This is a genomic window from Blastocatellia bacterium, assembly GCA_025054955.1.
GTDB lineage: Bacteria > Acidobacteriota > Blastocatellia > HR10 > J050 > JANWZE01.
The window spans coordinates 15,243-35,704 of the sequence record JANWZE010000064.1 but is presented as its reverse complement, the minus strand read 5'-3'; the positions used below and the strand labels follow the sequence as shown (position 1 = coordinate 35,704).

General features: G+C 56.9%; 12 protein-coding genes. 2 read left to right on the top strand and 10 right to left on the bottom strand.

Features of this window, described 5'->3' with window-relative positions; all coding sequences use genetic code 11:
- Positions 1-274: 274 nt before the first annotated feature.
- From NZ823_09245 to NZ823_09200, 10 genes are all read right to left on the bottom strand, one after another.
- Positions 275-1,420 (bottom strand): acyl-CoA dehydrogenase family protein, encoded by a 1,146-nt coding sequence (locus tag NZ823_09245; protein ID MCS6805309.1) that lies wholly within the window; start codon positions 1,418-1,420, stop codon positions 275-277.
- A gap of 1 nt (position 1,421) precedes the next feature.
- The gene (locus tag NZ823_09240; protein ID MCS6805308.1) at positions 1,422-4,544 is read right to left on the bottom strand and encodes a glycosyl hydrolase; all 3,123 of its coding nucleotides are present in this window, start codon (positions 4,542-4,544) and stop codon (positions 1,422-1,424) included.
- A gap of 271 nt (positions 4,545-4,815) precedes the next feature.
- Entirely contained in the window at positions 4,816-5,568 is a 753-nt protein-coding gene (locus NZ823_09235) for a hypothetical protein (GenBank protein ID MCS6805307.1), read from the bottom strand.
- A 588-nt stretch (positions 5,569-6,156) separates the two neighbouring features.
- Positions 6,157-7,284 carry a YkgJ family cysteine cluster protein gene (locus NZ823_09230; protein ID MCS6805306.1) on the bottom strand — a complete coding sequence of 376 codons (1,128 nt, stop codon included), beginning with the start codon at positions 7,282-7,284 and terminating at the stop codon, positions 6,157-6,159.
- A gap of 164 nt (positions 7,285-7,448) precedes the next feature.
- Positions 7,449-8,033, bottom strand: a complete 585-nt coding sequence (locus NZ823_09225; protein ID MCS6805305.1) for a pseudouridine synthase — start codon at positions 8,031-8,033, stop codon at positions 7,449-7,451.
- 223 nt (positions 8,034-8,256) lie between these two features.
- On the bottom strand, positions 8,257-8,583 hold the full coding sequence (locus NZ823_09220) for a GxxExxY protein (GenBank protein ID MCS6805304.1): 327 nt from the start codon (positions 8,581-8,583) through the stop codon (positions 8,257-8,259).
- 481 nt (positions 8,584-9,064) lie between these two features.
- A complete protein-coding gene (locus tag NZ823_09215; protein MCS6805303.1) occupies positions 9,065-9,373 on the bottom strand; it encodes a DUF1016 N-terminal domain-containing protein in 309 nt (102 codons plus the stop codon).
- Between the two features lie 30 nt (positions 9,374-9,403).
- Positions 9,404-10,078 (bottom strand): hypothetical protein, encoded by a 675-nt coding sequence (locus tag NZ823_09210; GenBank protein ID MCS6805302.1) that lies wholly within the window; start codon positions 10,076-10,078, stop codon positions 9,404-9,406.
- Positions 10,079-10,081: 3 nt separating this feature from the next.
- Positions 10,082-11,245 carry an AAA family ATPase gene (locus tag NZ823_09205; GenBank protein MCS6805301.1) on the bottom strand — a complete coding sequence of 388 codons (1,164 nt, stop codon included), beginning with the start codon at positions 11,243-11,245 and terminating at the stop codon, positions 10,082-10,084.
- Positions 11,246-11,826: 581 nt separating this feature from the next.
- Positions 11,827-12,777, bottom strand: a complete 951-nt coding sequence (locus tag NZ823_09200; GenBank protein MCS6805300.1) for a MurR/RpiR family transcriptional regulator — start codon at positions 12,775-12,777, stop codon at positions 11,827-11,829.
- A gap of 217 nt (positions 12,778-12,994) precedes the next feature.
- On the opposite strand from NZ823_09200, the gene NZ823_09195 reads away from it, so the two are divergent.
- Positions 12,995-16,879 carry a carboxypeptidase-like regulatory domain-containing protein gene (locus NZ823_09195; protein ID MCS6805299.1) on the top strand — a complete coding sequence of 1,295 codons (3,885 nt, stop codon included), beginning with the start codon at positions 12,995-12,997 and terminating at the stop codon, positions 16,877-16,879.
- A gap of 270 nt (positions 16,880-17,149) precedes the next feature.
- Positions 17,150-20,455, top strand: coding sequence for a PDZ domain-containing protein (locus NZ823_09190; GenBank protein ID MCS6805298.1), 3,306 nt, complete (start codon positions 17,150-17,152; stop codon positions 20,453-20,455).
- The last annotated feature ends 7 nt before the right edge of the window (positions 20,456-20,462 follow it).

Genomic DNA, 20,462 nt, shown 5'->3' with positions numbered 1-20,462 from the left:
CGTGGTGTGCGATAGCACATGAGCGATTCCTCTGAAAATAGCCCACCAAACACACGAAGCTCACGAAAGAATTGTCTTTTCATCCTTCGTGGCGCGCGTCAGCTCATGGGCGATTCCTGCTTTTTGGCTCCACAAACACGGTCCTTTTCCACGATTGGTATCATGCCGTCCGTGCGTGAGTCAGCCATTGGTCAATGACTGATCAACAACCGAGCATCTTAACTGTTTTCTGCCGTCCGTGCGTGAGTCAGCCATTGGCCAATCACATCCGTTGCTATCGCCGTTTGACCAACTCGCGGGCGATGATCACGCGCTGAATTTCTGACGTGCCTTCGTAAATCTGAAACACTTTGGCGTCGCGCATCAATTTTTCGACCGGGTACTCCTTGATGTAACCATATCCGCCGAACACTTGCACGGCTTCTGTGGTCACGCGCATGACCATATCGGCGGCGAAACATTTTGCATACGAAGCTTCCAGCGTGGCCGGCAGGCCTTGATCAATCAGCCATGCAGCGTGCCAGGTCAGATGACGAGCGGCTGCAATCTCCATCGCCATCTGGGCAATCTTGAAGCTGATGCCCTCGTGCTGGATGATCGGCACGCCAAATGCCTGCCGCTCGGTCGCGTAGGCCAGCGCAAGTTCCATCGCGCGCCGCGCGCAGCCCACAGCATTGGCCGCCACGCCAGGGCGCGATTTATCAAAAACCTGCATGGCAATCTTGAAGCCGTCGCCTTCCTGACCAAGCCGGTTCGCCTTGGGTACTCTGACTTCTTCCAGGATCAGTTGCGCCGTGTCTGACGCCCGCTGTCCCATCTTGTCATCTTTGCGACCGGGCATCACACCAGCCCACTCCCGTTCCACAATGAACGCGCTGATGCCCTGATGCCGGCTCGTCTTGTCAGTGCGCGCAAAGACGATATAGAAGTTGGCGACCGAGGCGTTGGTGATGAAATTTTTTGTTCCGGTGATGACGTACTCATCGCCGTAGCGCACGGCTGTCGTTTGTAAGTTGGCGACATCAGAACCGACGGCCGGCTCAGTGACAGCATACGCAGCCATCTGTCGCTCACGCGCTAAGCGCGAGAGATAAGTTTTCTTCTGCGTCTCGTCGCCGGCAATCAGCAACGGCAGCGCCGCCAGCGCATTCAAGCCAATGGCGCCGTTGATGCCCGCGCAGCCCCACGATAACTCTTCGGCGACCAGACATTCTTCAAGTAGGCCCAGACCGGCGCCGCCGTATTCTTCAGGGATATTCAAATTCATGAGGCCGACGTCATAGGCTTTCTCCACAATCGGCCACGGGAACTTGGCTGTCTGATCGTACTCAGCAGCGACCGGAACAATTTCTTTGACGGCAAATTCATGAGCGAGTTTTTGAATGGCTTGCTGTTCATCGGTTAACCTGAAATCAACCATATCACTTCTCCTGTTGGTTCTCCCATTCAGCTTTGGTCATCAGCTTGATGGGGTCGAGTTTTTTCTTTTCCAGTGCCGCGTTAATCGGCAACAGTTCCTTTGTGATCACGGCGTCAAACTCAGCCACAACGGCGTCCAGCTCTTTCTCCAAGGCTGCCGCATGCCTGACCTGCGATTGCGTGGGACGTCCTTCATAGCCATTGACGTTGCCATACAGATCGCCCAGACGTTCTCGCAGTTTTTGCTCGCCCGTGATGCCGCCGCCTTCCCTGGTGGCTACCAGTTTGGCGCGGATCGCTTCCACCGATTTGGTCAATTCTTCTAAGCGTTTTCGCAGCGGGTCCGTCGCCGGCAGCTTGTTTGCACGCTCGCGGGCTTGCTCGCGCGCCTGCGTGATAGTTTCGACAACATAGGTGAGTCGGCCTAGCAGGTCGTAAAGTTTCATCACCAACTCATACTGTGCCAGGCGGTCTTCTCGACTGTGCGTCGAGCGCGGGTCGGGCACAAGTGTCAACTGGGTTGTGTAGGTCTGTTTGTCTTTGATCATCTTGACGGTGTAAACGCCATCGAGCACGCGCGGGCCGACCAGCGAGAAGAAGTTCGGCACAAGGCCGGCAGCAGGCGGCACTTTTGGCGGCTTCAATCGCATCGGCCACTCGACGCGATTCAACCCACGCCGCTTATTACCGGCAATCGTTGAGATCAACCGCCCTGATGAGTCATAGATTTCGAATTTCAGGTCGCCGAAGATATGCCGTTTTTTCTGGTAGTAGGTGATGACGGCGTTTTCAGGAGCAGAACGGCCCGTGAACTCAGCATCGCCATAGAAGCCGAATTCGGAAGCCGGGATCGTCATGACCGACGGCCGCGCGTCAACGAACGTAGCCTCTTGCGCCAACAGCTCTGGCGTCAACGCGCGCAACGGGGTGATGTCATCAATGATCCAGATGCCTCGACCATGCGTAGCCAGGATCAGGTCCGATTCGCGTGGATGAATGGCGATGTCGCGCACGGCCACGGGCGGAAAATTGCCGCCGGTGAACCGCGCCCACTGCCGACCACCGTCAAGCGAGATAAACAAACCGAACTCCGTGCCGAGAAATAACAGGCCTTTGACCACCAAGTCTTCTCGGATGACGTGCGCATAGCCGCTCAGCTCCCCGCTCGTCAGTGATTGCCAGGTTGCCCCATAGTCGGTGGTTTTGTACACATAGGTTTTCATGTCACCGTTCATGTGGCCGTCGAATGTTGCATAGGCTGTGGCTTCGTCAAAGCGGCTGGCCTCGACCCACGATACCCAGGTGTGCGGTGGCAAGCCGGGCACGTTGCCCACGACATTTCGCCAGGTTTTCCCCCCATCGCGCGTGATTTGCAGATTCCCATCGTCTGTTCCCACCCAGATGATGTTGCCATTCCTGGGTGACTCACTGATTGTATAAATAGTGCAATGATTTTCTGCTGTCGAATTATCAATGGTCAGTCCGCCGGACTCTTCTTGTTTTTGTTTCTCCGGATCGTTCGTCGTCAAATCGGGCGAGATGCGTTCCCAGGAATCGCCTCGATCTTTGGAGCGGAAGAGGTACTGCGCACCGAAGTAGAGCGTGCCGCGTTGATGCTGGCTGAAATGGATCGGCGCATTCCAGTTGAAGCGAAACTTCGGCTCGCCGGCTTCAGGCAACGGCTTGATCCGTTTGGTCTCCAGCGTGTGTCGGTTGATCCGCGCCAGTTGCCCGCCTTGATATTCAGCGTAGATATAATCCTCATCGGTGGGATCAACGAACACCCAGAAGCCATCGCCGCCGTAGACGCTTCTCCAGTGACGATTCTGAATCCCGCTAATCGCTCGCGACGGTCCATACCATGAGCTGTTATCCTGCAAGCCGCCGTAGACGTTGTAAGGCTGTTGCATGTCGTAGCTGACACGATAGAACTGCGACAGCGGCAGGTTCTGCACGAATCGCCAGTGATTGCCGCGATCTTCAGAGATATACAATCCGCCATCAGTGCCAGCAATCAGATGATCCGAATTGGCCGGGTTCACCCACAAGGCGTGCCAATCGCTGTGCACGCTGCCGCCAATCGTGCTAAATGTTTTGCCGCCATCATTGCTGACGGCAAGGCTGAAATCGGGCTTGTAAACGCGATTGTAATCGTTGGGATCAACCACCACATACGCGAAGTAGAATGGCCGCCCGATAACGTTCTGTCCAGAATTGACGCGCGTCCATGTCTCACCCAAATCATCGGAGCGAAAGAAGCCGCTCTGTTTGGCCTCGACGGCGGCATACAAGACGCTGGGGCGAGAGGGCGCTACGGCGATGCCGATTCGGCCCAGATCGCCTTCCGGCAATCCCTTCGTCAATTTCCTCCACGTCTCGCCGCCATCCACGCTTTTGTAGAGTCCACTGCCGGGCCCGCCCGAAGTGAACGTGTATGCCTTGCGTCGAAATTGCCACATCGCGGCATATAGGATTTTGCCATCTTGTGGATCAATCGCCAATGATGCGCACCCGGTGTCTTCGTTAACATAGAGCACTTTCTTCCATGTCTTGCCGCCATCGCTCGTTTTGAACACGCCGCGTTCCGGATGAGCGTTCCACAGCGCTCCCGTAGCTGCCACGTAGACCGTCTGGCTATCGTTAGGGTCAATGACAATGCTGGCGATTCGTTCCGAATCCTTCAACCCGACGAACTGCCACGTCTCGCCGCCATCAGTTGTTTTATACACGCCTGTGCCGACCGAGACGCTATTGCGCACCCATGACTCGCCGGTGCCAACCCATACGATCTTGGGATTGCGCCGGTCAATCGCCACGGCGCCGATGGATTGCGTGTGCTTGTCGAATACCGGCTTGAATGTTGTGCCGCCGTTAACCGACTTCCACACACCGCCGCTGGCTGACCCAACGTAGATCGTCAATCGGCCTTTTTCAACGATCGCGTCCAAGGCGGCAATCCGTCCACTCATCACGGCCGGGCCGATGTTACGTGCGTCGAGTCCGGCAAACGTTTCTGAGTCGTACCCAATAGTTTCTTGCTTGGGAGTTTCCGCTTGTGCCAGCGTTGAGCACGGAGCAACCGCTAACACGGCGATGAACATGAAGAGTTTGACTCTACCCAACATGATGCGACTTCCTCCCTATCGAGAGTTGATCCGATGACACCATGACATAATCATGAGCGCCCTCTGGCGCCGCTACCAATGTTCTTTTTAGTGCTGAGCTGAATCTGACGTATTATGCGATTATGCCTTCGCGCAAATCCTGCTCCTGCCAATCTTCTTTTTAGTGCTGAGCTGAACCCAAGCGCCGACTCCCGACGACACAGGCTCGCGCTGCTTCTTCTATTTCCTGTGCAGTGAGCGGACTCGTTCATTAGTCACTTCGGCGATTCGTTTATTTTTCCGGTTTCGCGTCTGGCTTTTTCACCTCCGGCATGGCGAAGCGCGTATCTTCGATAGGTGGATTGATCTCAATTTTCTCAATCGTGATCTTTTGCTTTTGCGAGGAGCCTTTGGGGCCGGATTCGATCGAGTGGGCTATCATCAGCCCGTCCACCTGCTTGTAATCGCCGTAGATCGTCTCTGCCTCGAATTCACTCCCGCGAATCATGCGCTTGCCCTCGGATTTGATCTCCACGTAAGAATCAGCGTCGAGGTAAATGTACTCAACGTCGCCGTCTCGGCGCGTCAGCTTAAGTTTGTAGGCCTCTGTGCCTTCGACCGATTCTTTGCCGAGCAGCTCCACTTGATGCCCTTTCTCTTTGTAATCCACCAACGGACCATCAATGTCGGCTTGTTTGGCAAGTTCCTTGAGCATATCTTCACCCATCGGCTCAGGGTCCTTCTTCCCGCCGAACGGCATGATCATCCAGCCCGTCTTCCCATCATACGCCTGAATGCCGGTGAGTCCCTGAAACGTGAACTCCATTCGCATGCTGTTGGGACGCTTCTGTTCCATGGTAACCGGAATCTCCATCGGGCCGCCGCTGATCTTCGCAGTGAAACGCAGTGTCTTGACCGATTTGATTTTTTCTAGGCCGCCACGCGCTTGGTAGTATTTTGCCAAAACTTGGTCAACAGATTGTGCTGAAGCCGGCAACACGATGATCAGCGTTGCCACGAAACTGAGCAATGATTTGCTGAGCATAGGTCCTCCTCCTTGAAGATTGGGAAGTGATTTTGGATATATTCACTTGGTGAGCGCACACCATAACACGGCCCCCATGAGGTGTCAACGCGCGTCAAAGGCGCGCGCCGCAGCCACAGCCAACCACGCCGGTCACGCCGGTTGAAGGTCAGGCGTTCGGGGATTGAGTCCCTCAGTACGCGCTACATCTGAGTCTTGTTCCGAAAGGAAAAGGTGATACTAAATGCCGAGTGAAGATCACACATTGCCGCTCAGTCGGTGCAGGTCCTGCCATGCTTTTGGCTGCATGAACGTAGTCTGCTCGGAGAATCGCTGGGAGCGCACGCTTCCAGCGTGCCGGAGACCGCAAGATGCGGGCGCTCTTCTGAAAATAGCCCACGAAACACACAAAACCCACGAAAGAATTGTATTTTCATGGTTCGTGGCGAGCGCGGAGCTCATGGGCGATTCCTTCGAAAATAGCCCACGAAACACACGAACTTCACCCAAGAATTCCATTTTCATCCTTCGCGGTGTGCGAGAGCGCATGAGCGATTTCTGAAAAAGGCGCAAAAACTGACTTTCAAAAAGGCACAGGCTAACTGGCAATCACTCTTGGCAGCCGCCATCACGTCGCTCAGTGTCTTGTCGGCTTGCCGTTGCGTCTTCATCACGAACGCTCAGATTCAAGGCCACAAACGCCCGCTCGGCTCGCTCGGCCAGTTTCTTCGTTGCTTTCTCCAGCAGCCGCTGCCAGGCCAGACCGACCTCCAAAAGCTGGGTCTTTAACTCGTCCTCATCGCTGGCTCTATGGTTCAGGTTGACCTGAAGCAAATGCCCGGCAGCCTTAGCCAGTTGTTCTGTGTCTCTGAGCAGGCGCTGCTGCGCACGCGAGCATCTGGCCGATTCCTGCGGGCAACCGGCTGCCGTGAGCGTCTCGGCCAGCCGTCCCAATTCATTCACAATGTCAGTCACTTTCGCCTGATTGTATTGGATGAGCTCGCAGAGAACAGTGAGAGTGTCGGCTTGGTGGGCGAATCCAGCGCGTTCGAGCTGTTGGAGAGCTTCAGCTTGCTGATCGAAAGCGTGGTCTGCGCCGACCCGCGCTAGTTGTTGCTGCTCAGTTTCGGACAACGGTGGCTCTAAGCCGTACATGCGTCGAACCGCATGACACCGGTCGCTGCCTGCCTCAAATGCTCGGCATGATTGCGGTCGCAATGGGTAGATCGTGCAGCGGACGCGCTCACCGACTTGCCCATCCAGCGCGATGCACTGTCCATCGTGCGGGTCACGGCGCAGCCAATACGATTTTGCTCCGGCGCGGTCGTTGGCATCCCAGACCTGCCACGTGAGCCGGCGCGGCGTCGGGTCGGAAATTAAAACCGGCACTTGATGCAAATAGGCGCAACACGCGCCGCAGGTCAGGCAATCAGGCACTTGCGATTCGCTCGATGTGAGCCAGCTCTCGGCCAAAGACTCAGCATAGAAGCCAAGTTGCTCATCGTGCGCCACTACACCGTGCCGTCGGTCGGACAACAGGCGGAGCATTTGTTCAAACGTGCGCTCGCTCATGCGTTGCCGTTTGACGAGTTGGAGCAATCGCGGCGGGATTGTCTTCGAGGAGGGTTCATTTTTGACATTGACCGCGCTCGTGTCTGTGCTGAGTGTGCTTGTGCCTTTGCTGAGTGCGTTTGTGTCTGTGCTGAGTGTGCTCGTGTTTGTGCCGAGTGCACTCATGTTTTTGCTGAGTGCACTCGTGCCTTTGCCGAGTGCGCTCATGTTTTTGCTGAGTGCACTCGTGCCTTTGCCGAGTGCGTTTGTGTGTGTGCTGAGTGTGCTCGTCTCTTTGCCGAGTGCGCTCGTGTCCATGGTGAGTGCGTTTATGTTTTCGCGGAGTGCGTTCATGTTTGTGCTCGAAGCAGCCGCAACAGTTCTGCTTGATTGTGTGGACAGCGTACTTCTTGCCACTGCCCTGGCTGCAATCCGGCCAGTTGCCATGGCCCGATAGCGATGCGAATTAAGCGCAACGTGGGGTAACCAACGGCTGCTGTCATGCGTCGTATCTGGCGATTACGTCCTTCGGTGATAGTGAGTGCCATCCAACTTGTAGGGATACGCTTGCGGTAGCGAATGGGCGGCACGCGCGGCCAGAGCGCGGGCGGCTCGATCCGTTCAACCTGAGCCGGTCGCGTCCAGCCGTCTGACAATCGCACGCCGCGGCGTAGTTGTGCCAGCGCCGCCTCGGTCGGTGTTCCTTCGACCTGGGCCCAGTAGGTTTTTGGTAGTTTGTGTTGAGGATCAGTAATCAGGTGTTGAATGATGCCAGCATTTGTCAGGACGACCAATCCTTCACTGTCGTAATCGAGCCGTCCGGCTGGATAGACGTCGGGGATAGGAATGAAGTGGGCCAGCGTCAGCCGGCCACGCGTATCGGTGAACTGACACAGCACGCGATAAGGCTTATTGAACAGAATCAAGCGATTCATTCATGCCAGTGCCCGATGGCCATGTTGCGTTGTCAAAGCGCGCAAGCCGCACAGGCCATGTTGGGCTATGGAAGTCTGTGCAGTGTATTCATTCTGTTTCCATCGTCAATCCCAATTGAGCATCTGATCTATCTAGGATTCGCTTCACGATCAACCACGAGGAGCACGACGCGGCACGAAGGAACTTGGCTTTGTGCTGCTTTGCGTCCTTCGTGGTTCAGGTTCATAACACCCCGCGCTTGATGCTGCCCTTCGTCAACTTCACATTCCAATTCAGCCAGCATCCCACGCGCCCGCCGTGCAGTTTCATGATAGAGCTCAGCCGTTGCGCTTCATGAATGGGCAAGGTCTGCTCCGCAACTTTGTTTTCGATGACGACGCAGCCCTCCACCAGCATGCCCACACGATAACCCGCCTCAATGCGATGACGTTCATAAACGATAGGCAGCACTGTCTGGCACTCCGCCCGAAGCGCCCGCTGACGGAGCTCGCAAGCCAGGCAATGCTCGTAGGCAGACTCCAGCAACCCAGGTCCCGGCGCCCGAAGAATCTTGATTGCTCAGTTCACGATTGGTCGTTGCACCTCTTCAACCTCCATAAGCAGGCCCGTTGATGAATCTCACACGAAGAGCACAAAGGTCACGAAGGCTTTCTTCGTGTTCTTCGCGCTCTTGCAGATGGTCGAGGATAGCGGCTCTGAGATCGCGTTCAAGGTAATCTTTGTTTTCGCGCAGCCCCAAAAATCTAACACGAGCGGGTCCTTCACGAAGTCAGTATGGGTGGGCGGTTCCGCGTCCGTGCGGGCTTTGGCAAGCAGGGCGCGTTTGTGTTTGGACAGCAGGGCGCGCTCATAGAGGTGTGAACTGATTTGCCGTTCCAGTTGGCAAGTTGACCAGTTGCCCTCCGCCGCTTCGGTCTCGTAGAAGGCGCGGACGTCGGGATTTTCGAGCTTAGAGCGATTTGTGAATGAGTTTACCCTAGGGCGCGCTTGCAGCGTGCATCAGCCCGCAACAAGATGCGGGGCAACCAGGCTAAATGCAATTGAAAATCGCTCTAGAGCAGCAAACGGTAGTGCGTCCATGACAATTCTCCACGCAGTGCGCGGAGTTTTCAGGATAGGTCAAATAAAACTGGCCCATATACCACAGTTTGTTTCTGGTGAATCCCTTCCCAAGCTCTTTGGTCAGCCGCTCCCCCAGCGACTCGATGAGCCATTCACCATAGTCGGCGCGTCCTTTGCCTTTCTGTTCCTGCTTGACGATGGCTTGTCCGATGAGCCAGTAGGCGCGCACCATCTCCGTGTTGACGGTGCACACCACGCGGGCGCGCGCCTCTTCCAAAATGGCACTTTTTCGTAGAGGGTGGAGGCCTCAGCCCTCTGAATGGATGGCGATGCCTTGACGATTTTCGTGCGTTGCTTCTTCATGTAATCTCCTGATTAACCGCCTCAGACATTCGATACAACGCCTGAGGCTATTAGCAGAGGTGGCGGCGACATCGGGGCGCCAGCCAGTTTTGGTATCTTCCACAAACTCGATGAGCCGGGCGGTATACGCCGGGCCGACTCTGCGACCGCTGCCTGGCCGGGGGACCATATCCTCTCGAATGTCTCGTCGGCGCGAACGTCGGGCCAGTTCAACCATTAGACCCTTGGGATCCGCCACCTCTTCTGGATTCGGGGGAATCTGCTTCGCAGAGACACCGAGGAAACGCGCAATCTGCTGATGGTCCGCCAGCAGCCAGGCTTCAACTACTCGAACGGCTACCCGAAAGCACATCTGGGAGGCAGGCGAAGGCAACCATTCATCCCGTAGGAGCGGAGCGCAGTCGGCGTCGTGATTCAGGTCCACCAAAACAATCCAGGGAGCCCAACGCGCCGCTGCATTGTATCCGTTGACCTGTCGCCGCAGATGGGCTTTACCGTTCTTGCCATAAATCGGACCTGGCTCAGCGCCGACGTGCCGGATGAGGCGGCGCACGACAGCCTCATCCACAAGACCCTCGACAGCGCCAGAGATAACTATCGAGCGAGCGGTTGTGATCAAATCCTATCCCTCAAAAAGCGTCAACTGCGCTGCGTCTTTGGGGCGGGTATGCGGGATGACAACCTCCGCCAGGCTCTGTCCTTGCTCTAAGAGCACACGGATTTCTGCAAAGGAGCCAGCGGGTCTCACCTCCGTCCCCTCGTCTCCCGGTAGCAGGAGAAGAACTTCATCCAAGCCAATACCATCATCGCGCAACATCTCTGATGAGTGCGTGCTGACGATCACCTGTCGCCCAGAGCGCCGCCCGACACGGGCAAACATCTGGGGAATGTAGCGCACGACTTCTGGGTGGAGGGAGAGTTCAGGCTCTTCCAACAGCAATGGACCTGCCCCTTCCATCATCGCCCAGAGCAGTCCGATTAACCGGAGCGTTCCATCGGAGAAGTGTTCCTCCGTTTGCCAAGCCCCTTGCGGACGCCAATGCTCGTATTTGCCGCGCAAATGGGGTGTGCCGCGCACATCGCGCACGAGTTCCAGTTCCCGCAGTTGCGGCACGGCAAAAGTCAACGCCTCGCGGATGCGCCGCAATCGAGCATTCCGAGTCTTTTCTGGAGTACGCGCCAATGTCTCTAAAAAATCTCCCCCAAACGGATCGTTCCTCCTGCCCACCGAACGGTCTGGCTCACGAATCAATTGGGGTACTACATGAAGGTACCGAATCGAGGCAAAAAAGTCCGCGACTTCACGAAACGCCTGGTTGACATAGACCTGCTCAAGGTATGTTTGCGTTAATCGTTCTGGGTCTCGACGATCATCCTGGTTCGGACGATCAAGAACTTTCTGGCCCTGCTTGTACACTTTCTCTGATTTGATCACCGCCCGCCTCAGATTGTCCTGATTGAAGGTGAGTTCATATTCCCAAGCCGTAGGATTCTCATCGTGACCAACCCGAACTCGGATGACAATATCCGAATATCTGCGCGCCTCTAGCGAGCGCAGGCTGGAGACGCCGCCGCGCCGCCGTACTGCTTCCTGAAAACCGCCGCCGACCGAGACCAGGTCTCGAACGAAGCGAAAGGCATCCAAGAGATTTGATTTGCCGGACGCATTCGGACCGACCAGGAACACTCGACGCGGCAATGCAACATCTATGGTGGTGAAATTACGCCAGTTTTTTAGCTCTATGTGCGTGCAACGCATCCCCGTAGCTTTCCGTGATTCCTTCATGCTTATCAATCCTCTGCCATATCGTACACTTGCTCACATTCGTTCTGCCAATCTTTCTGATCAACTAGACATTGCACCTGCCGGTAGTACTTTTGGGGGTGACAGGCGTGCCATTGCGTTCTGGATAATGCACGGGCGCAGACGCTCACCTTTGCCGACGGTGACGATGGAACGAAAGGCGCAGTCATCTGATTGTCAGAGTTTGTCGGCTGCAGCAGCAGTGAGAATGCTCGCGCCCGATTGCGCCCGCCCTTTCACTTGAATGAATCGCTTATCTCCTGTCGGCGATTCAGAGCGAATGTTGTAATGCTTGCCGCCTTGCGATACATCGCAGGGCGTCCAGCATCGCTTTCATGGGCCAAGTTGCTGCCGTCATTCCTCGCGACGTTCGATGAGACCCTCGATGAGGATGGGTGTAAAAAGGTGTTCGACAATCCCCTGCATGATAACGCGAGTCTGAATTTTCGCTCGCCGGTTTTCTCCGCGAACCGCGTCCCAGAGGCGGCGCATGACCATTAGCAAATCGAACATGCTGGTGTGCGGCCCCAGAGAAAACGCGAGAACAGATGCTTCCGTGCGTGTTATTCTCTTTTTGACTGATTTGTCTTCACCGTCGTCTCATTACTACGAGGTTCATAATACCAGCGTGAGCCGGATCGGTAGTCTTGTTCAGTCGGACGAAGCGCCGCCAACGAGCGTTTCGGTTTGACATGAGCGCAGGCGACGAAGATGGCGTTGATGAGCCCCATTGGCGCGACATAGGAGCCGGTGAATGACGGGCTTGTAATCGAAGCCAGCAGATAAGTATCGCAATAGCGAGCCAGCGGCGTCGTGCTGTGGTCGGTGATGCCAACCGTCGGTACGCCCTGCTCGCGAGCTTGGCGCACAGCATCTACGGTGACTCTGAGGCATCGCCGGAAGCTAATGGCGATCAGCAGATCGTGTTTGGTTAGGAGCCGGACGCGGTATTGAAGATTGCCGGTGCTCCCCACCGGCGCCTCCGCATCGAACCCCAGCGCCGTCAGGCCGTAGGCCAGGCAGCAAGCCAGCGACGCGGCGAAATCCACACCGACCACCATGATCCGTCGCGACCGGTGAATGCGCCGAGCGAGGTCTTCGACATGCGCTGTGTTCAGGCTTTGCCTGAGATGATCGAGGTTCTCCAGGTCGCGTTCCAAGCTATACCGGATGTGATCGGCCACACTTCGTTTCTCTTGGGCAGCCGTCCGCATGATGGTATAGGGGGTCATCCGCATCATGAAGTGTTGCCGAAGATCGGCCATGAATTCAGCGAATCGGTCATAGCCAAGCGCCTGAATGACGCGCACGATGGTGGCAGCATCCACGTTATACTTCTGGGCCAGCTCGCGTGAAGAGAGATAAAATGTCTCGTCAGGCGTCTCCAGAATGGAGCGCAGGAGCTCCTGCCGGCGTGGCGAGAGCCGGGCTCGCGCCTGAGCGAAGCGCGCTTCCAGCGGCGTCGGCGGAACGGCTAAATGGTTTTCACCATTGGTGAGCTGCTTCTGTTTCATAGAGATCCCCATCGCAGAAGGCCGATTGTAGGGCAGAATGGGCGAGAAACTCAAGAGCGCCATTGCAACAAGCGTTTATTTACTTGACTTCTTGCAACATCTGTTGTACACCTACGCTGAACTCAATACGAGCGGTTGATTCGAGTTAAACATGACCAGGGAAACAAACACAGCGCGTCATGCGAAGACGCCGAATTCAGCATTGGAGGTGACTGCTATGAATCGTCTAACTCTGGCTTTCTTCTGTGTAGGCCTCGTCTTGGCGCTGGCGCCCACGGTTGCGGCCCAGACGGCGGCGACCGCGACGGTCACAGGCGTCATCACAGACCCGGCTGACGCTGTCGTGGTCGGTGCGAAGGTTGAGTTGCTTGACACATCAACCAACGCTGTCCGCAGCGTGGAGACGAACGCGGCGGGCCAATACACGTTTGTCAATGTGGTTCCAGGCGTCTACAAAATCACGGTGAGCATGGCCGGCTTTCGGCAAGGCGTCGTTCCATCGCTGAAAGTGGATGTGGCCAAAGCCTACACCGTGAACTTTACGCTTGAGCCGGGTGCCGTCACCGAAGTGGTGGAATTGACAGCCGGCGCAGGCGTTGAATTGCAACGAGTGGATGCCACCGTCGGTAATGTCATTGAGGGCGAGCGGCTGCTGCGGCTGCCTAATCCCAATCGCAGCGCCGTCAGTGTTTATCTTCTCCAGCCGTTGACGATGCCGTTTCGCGGTGTCGGGGTGAATGATAATGTGGGCGGCCAGGTCGCCGGGGCGCGTAGCGATCAGAATACGTTTTCGCTCGATGGCGCTGACGCCACCGATAACACAGTCGGGACTCACCCTGCTAGGCCGCTGGGCGGCGGTCCGGAGCCGATCATCCCCGTGCCGGTCGAAAGTGTGGAGGAATTCCGCGTCGGCACGACCAACCCGAACGCGACGTTCGGGCGCTCGTCAGGCGGCCAGATCACGTTTGTGACCAAGCGGGGCACAAATGCATTTCACGGCTCGGCCTATTGGTACCATCAGAATGACAACTTGAACGCCAATACCTGGACGCGCAACCGAGCCGGGCGCAATCCCGTCACGGGTCGCCCAAATGTTCCTGAACCAGATTTGAAAGACAATCGCTTTGGATTTTCCGGCAGCGGTCCGTTGTGGAAGGATCGGACGTTCATTTTTGGCCATTATGAAGGTCGGCGATTTCCGCGGGCGGTGGACATCAACCGCATTGTACCCACTGATTCGCTGCGGGCGGGCATCTTGCGTTTCCGCGATGCCAGCGGCAATGTCGTCAGTTACAATCTGGCTAATTCGACATTGTGCGGCCCGACCAATTCTGATCTGTGCGATCCGCGTCGCGTCGGTTTGAATCCAGTGGTGCGAGAGTTGTGGAACAAGCTGCCGGCGGGCAATGATCCCACGCTTGGCGACGGACTGAACACCATCGGTTTTCGATCCACAGCCGATGCCTCCGTCAACAACGACTTCGCGGTCGTGCGGCTCGATCACAACTTCACCGACAGGTGGCGGTTTGACGGCAGCTTTCGCTATAGCCGCCAGACGTCGAATTCCACGACGCAACTGGATATTGGCGGCCTGCTTCAAGGCAACACGCTCGGGCAGCCGGCATCGCTGGCCAAAGTTCCGGTGCAGCCACGCTTCATGGTGGCTGGCCTGACAGGACAACTGACGCCGCTGCTGACGAACGAATTGCGCTTCTCCTGGCAGCGCAATTTCTGGTGGTTGCAGCGGGCTTCGCCCTTCCCGCAGGTACCGGGCACGAACGTGGCCTTGCAGGTGGCTGGCCATCCGAGCTTCGGTGGACTTGTATCAGAGCCGATTGACATCCACGCGCAACTGGCCCGCACGCAGGGCGTCAATGATCGCGTGACGCAGCTTGTTGATAATGCCACGTGGGTCAAGGGTCGTCACACGTTCCAGTTTGGCGGCAGTTGGCGCTATCTGGACCTTTATCATTTGCGCGATGACAAAGTCGTTGGCTCGCTCGCCTCACTGGTCGCAGAGTTAGACGATGGACCTGCCGTCACGATTCCGGCGACCAATCGTCCGCCCAGTTGCACAGGCACGCTCACAACCAACTGCCTGCAGGCCGGCGACGTGACGCGCTGGAATCGGCTCTATGCAGGCATGCTCGGGATCATTGATAACGTGAGCATCATGGCCGTGCGTGACGGTCAACTGAAGCCAAAGCCGCTGGGCACGCCGCTAGAAGTGGACGCCAGCGTCCAAGCCTTTGAGTTCTACTTCAGCAGCATCTGGCGCGCGCGTCCATCGCTGACGTTGACCTACGGGGTGACCTATCAGTGGCAGACACCGCCCAAGGAGAAAGAAGACCGGCAGACGTTCCTCATTGATCGAGCCAGCGGTGAAATCATCACCTCGGCAGGATACTTGGCCGCGCGGCGACGAGCGGCTGAAGCAGGCAACATCTTCAATCCAGAACTGGCCTACCAGCCGATTGCCAATTCCAGTCGTAGCCGCATCTTCGACATTGATTGGAAGAACATCGGCCCGCGCGCAGCCGTCGCTTGGAATCCCTCATTTGACAGCGGCCTGTGGGGTCGGTTGTTTGGCGATCGCAAGACGGTCTTGCGAGGCGGCTACTCAATTCTCTTCGATCGGTTGAACACGGTCCAAACGGTCATCATTCCGCTTCTGGGTGTGGGCTTTGCGCAGACGATTAACTGCCGCGGGCCACGCATCGGCGGTCAGTGCGCCAACGCCAACGAGCCTGCTAATGCCTTCCGCATCGGTGTGGACGGTCCGGCTCCCATCCCTCCATTTCCGGCAGTCACCGCGCCGGTTGTGCCCTCACCGGTGTTTGGCGAACTACTCTCTTTCCAGGTAGACCCGGACATCACCGTGGGTCGTTCCCACAGCTTTGACTTCACTATCCAGCGAGAGCTGCCGGGCGACTTGCTGGTGGAGCTTGGGTATGCTGGTCGGCTGGGGCGCAATCTGAACCAGAACGTGCAGATCAGCGCAGTGCCGTTCTTCATGAAAGATGCGGCATCAGGCCAGACCTTAGCGCAGGCATTTGATGCCGTAGCCGGGCAACTTCGTGCCGGCGTGGCGCCCAGCGCAGTGACGCCGCAGCCCTGGTTTGAAAATCAACTGGGCACAGGCGGCACGGTGAACCTCGCTACGTCGCAGACGGCTGCTTTCCGCGATGGGTTGCTCAACGACCTGTGGACTTCGATTCAAATCTCGCGGTTGACTGCTGGCCGACCGCCGATAACCAACCTGCAAGTCCTGGACATCTGGATGCGCACTGATGGCGGTCGCTCTAACTATCATTCGTTCTTCGTTACGTTGCGCAAGCGGTTCTCACAAGGGTTGAGCTTCGATCTGAACTACACACTGTCGAAGGCACTCGATCAGATTGGGGTCACCCAAAACTTCATTCAGACCTACTCTTCAGCCTATGATCCGGACATTGACTACGGGCCAAGCTACTTTGACCGGCGTCATGTTTTCAACGCGCTTTGGTTGTACGACCTACCATTCGGTCGTGGTCGCTACTGGAACACAGGGGCGGCGCTGGATAAGCTCGTCGGCGGCTGGTACGTTTCAGGGGTTTACACGGCCAATAGTGGTTTGCCGCTGACGGTCGGGCAAAGCAATCAGGTCTGGGGCGGTGACCCGTTGAACTTCTCACCGGCGGCCGGAGCCATCCCGCTGCGCAAGCCTGACTTCCCCAACGAAGTGCAATCAGGCGTCGCTGGTTCCAATGGTATCGGCACAGCGAGCGATCCGGCGCGAGGTGGCTCCGGTCTGAACCTGTTTGCCAACCCCGAAGCCGCGTTCAACAGCTTCCGTCGAATCCGCATCAGCGAAGACGGACGCCAGGCTCGTGGCGTGCTGCGGGGCTTGCCGCGATGGAACCTGGATTTCTCACTCGGTAAAAAGACCAACATCACCGAGAACGTTCGGACTGTCTTTTCATTCGACTTTTTGAACATCTTCAATCGAGTCGAGTTCGCCGACCCGACATTGAGCTTGCTCAATCCGACGGCCTTCGGCGTCCTCAGCGATCAATTTAATGAACCACGGGCTATTCAGTTCGGCTTCCGTGTCGAGTGGTAGCACCGTGCAATCACGAACGCAGGCCTACAGGCAAAGACTAACACAATGTCGTTGAGACGTCCTTGTTGGGGGCTCCCGCTGGGGAGCCCTCAGTTTGTTGACCTATGCTTGCCAAGTGACACAGCTTCACCCTCTAAACCTCTCACTTCATTCAAAACGGGAGGTGGTTGTTAGCAAAATGGTTGTGGGAGCCTACGCCTGTAGTCTGCGCTAAGCACGCTAGAGGCGGGCGCTCCCAGCCTACATTGAATCATGAGAGAGGAGACGGAAATGATCAGACCAAGCGTGTTGACGATTTGCCTCGTGCTGATAGTCATCGGCGTTGGCTTTGGGCAGGCAGAAAAGCCGTTGTTGCTGCAACAGCCGACGCTGAGTCGGACACATATTGTCTTTGCCTTTGCCGGCGATTTGTGGATTGTCGGACGAGACGGCGGGCAGGCCCAACGGTTGACGACCGGTGCCGGCCTGGAGACCCGGCCGCACTTCTCTCCCGATGGCCAAATGATCGCTTTCACCGGAGAGTATGAAGGCAACGTGGATGTGTACATAGTTCCGGCCACGGGCGGCGTTCCTCGTCGGTTGACCTATCATCCGGAAGCGGATGTGGTGGTCGGCTGGACGCCTGATGGAAAGCAGGTGCTCTTCCGATCAAATCGCAATAGTCACTCGCCGCGTTTCAGTCGTTTGTTCACCATGCCGTTGGAGGGCGGATTCCCGACCGAGCTGCCGCTGCCGATGGCTGAAGAAGGCGCGTATTCGCCCGATGGCTCGCGGCTCGCCTATCTGCCGATTGCGCGTGAGCCGTTTCCCGGTGAGGGACAATTCTTCCAAGCGTGGAAACGCTATCGTGGTGGCATGACCACGCCCATCTGGATTGCCAAATTAGCCGACTCAACCATCGAGAAGATCCCGCGCGAGAATTCCAACGACTTCAACCCGATGTGGATCGGCAATCGAATTTACTTCCTCTCAGACCGCAATGGGCCGGTGACGTTGTTTGCCTATGACACAGCCACAAAGAGAGTCACACAGGTCATTCGCAACGATGGGCTGGACATTAAATCGGCGTCCGCCGGTCCGGGAGCCATCATCTATGAACAATTCGGTTCGCTGCATCTGTTCGATCTGAGCAGTGGACAAACCAAGAGACTCAATATCCAGGTGGCCGGCGATGTGCTCAGCGTGCGACCGCGCTTCGAGAAGCTCACCAACCGGATCGTTTCTGCTGGACTCTCGCCCACCGGCGCGCGCGCCGTGTTCGAGGCGCGTGGCGAGATCGTGACCGTGCCCGCCGAGAAGGGAAACGCGCGCAATCTGACCAACACGCCCGGCGTGGCCGAGCGTGATCCTGCGTGGTCGCCTGACGGTAAATGGATCGCTTACTTCTCCGATGAATCGGGCGAGTATCAGTTGCATGTGCGCGATCAAAGCGGCATGGGCGAAACGCGAAAAATCAATCTCGGCAACCCACCTTCATTCTTCTATTCGCCGACGTGGTCGCCTGACAGCAAGAAGATCGCTTATACCGACAAGCGACTCAACCTGTGGTACGTTGATTTGGACAAGGGCACGCCGGTCAAAGTGGACACGAACACATACGAGAACCCTTGGCGGATGTTTGATCCAGCCTGGTCGCCCGACAGCCGCTGGATCGTCTATACCAAGCAATTGAAGAATCGGTTGGGCACGGTGTTTGTCTATTCAGTGGAGGAAGCAAAAAGCTATCAGATTACCGACGGGATGAGCGACGCCCGATTCGCCTCGTTTGACAAGAGTGGCAAGTACATCTATTTCACGACCAGCACCGACGTCGGTCCGACAACCGGCTGGCTTGACATGTCCAGCTTCAATCGCCGTGTCACGCGCAGCGCGTACATTGTGGTTTTGCGGAAAGACCTGCCGTCGCCGCTTGCGCCCGAAAGCGATGAAGAGAAACAGCCGTCAGAAGGTCAAAGGTCTGCGAACGCGGCTGCCAGCGCTGATAAGCCAGCGGAGAAGAAGGAGCCTGACAAGGTGACGATTGACCTGGAAAACATCAGTCAGCGCATCCTGGCGCTGCCGATCCCGGCGCGGAATTACACAGGGATGATCGCCGGAAAAGCCGGGACAATCTATTTGCTGGAAGCCGAGCTGGGAATAACGGCGCTGCTCGGTCCGACGCCGGTGACGCTGCATAAATTTGAGCTGGAGAAACGCAAGCTGGATAAAATGCTGGAAGGCATTTCGACCTTTGAGCTGTCAGCCAATGGCGAGAAGATGCTCTATCGGCAGGGCGAGCGATGGGTCATCGCCGCCACAGGGCAGCCGGTCAAGCCGGGCGAAGGCGCGCTCAAACTGGACGAGGTTGAAATCCGCGTTGATCCGCGCGCCGAATGGAACCAGATGTATCGTGAAGTGTGGCGGATTCAGCGCGATTTCGTCTACGATCCCGGCTGGCACGGACTAGACCTCAGAGCCGCCGAGCAGAAGTACCGGCCATACGTGGACGGAATTGCTCATCGGGCTGATCTGAACTACTTGTTCGTCGAGATGCTGGGCGAGCTGTCGCTGGGACATTTGTTTGTTGCCGGCGGTGATCTGCCGCCGGTGCCGTCGGTGCGCGGCGGCTTGCTAGGGGCTGATTATAAAATCGAGAACGGGCGCTACCGCTTTGCTCGCGTCTACAACGGCGAGAACTGGAATCCACAACTGCGCGCGCCGCTCACGCAGCCGGGCGTCAACGTTCAGGCTGGCGAGTATCTTTTGGCTGTGAACGGGCGTGAACTGCGCGCGTCGGACAACATCTACAGTTTCTTTGAAGGGACGGCTGATAAGCAGGTTGTCATTCGAGTTGGGCCTGACCCCGGCGGCGCCAATGCACGCGATGTGACCGTCGTGCCGGTGGCCAGCGAGGCCGGGTTGCGCAACATGGCGTGGATCGAAGACAATCGGCGCAAAGTGGATCAACTGAGCGGAGGCCGGCTGGCCTACGTTTACTTGCCGGATACGGCTGTGGGTGGTTACACCAATTTCAATCGCTACTACTTCTCGCAGATTCACAAAGAAGGAGCCATCATTGACGAACGATTCAACGGGGGCGGCACGGCCGCCGATTACATCATTGATTACCTGCGGCGACCGTTGATGAATTACTGGACGACGCGCGAAGGCGAAGATTTCACCACGCCTGTTGGCTCCATCTTTGGACCAAAGGCAATGATCATTAACGAATATGCCGGCAGTGGGGGCGACCTGATGCCGTGGATGTTCCGACGGGCGGGCATCGGCCCGTTGATCGGCAAACGAACGTGGGGCGGGCTGGTCGGCATTTACGACTATCCGCCGCTGATAGACGGCGGCCAGGTCACAGCGCCGCGCGTGGCGTTCTACAGCCCCGACGGTCAGTGGGACGTCGAAAATCGAGGCGTCGCGCCGGACATTGAAGTTGAATTTGATCCGGCGGCGTGGCGCGCCGGTCGCGACCCGCAACTGGAGAAAGCGGTGGAAACGGTGATGGAGATGCTCAGGAAGAATCCTCTGCCGAAGCCCAAGAAGCCAGCCTATCCGAATTACCACACCGCGAGAAAGGAGCGATAAGCGATCA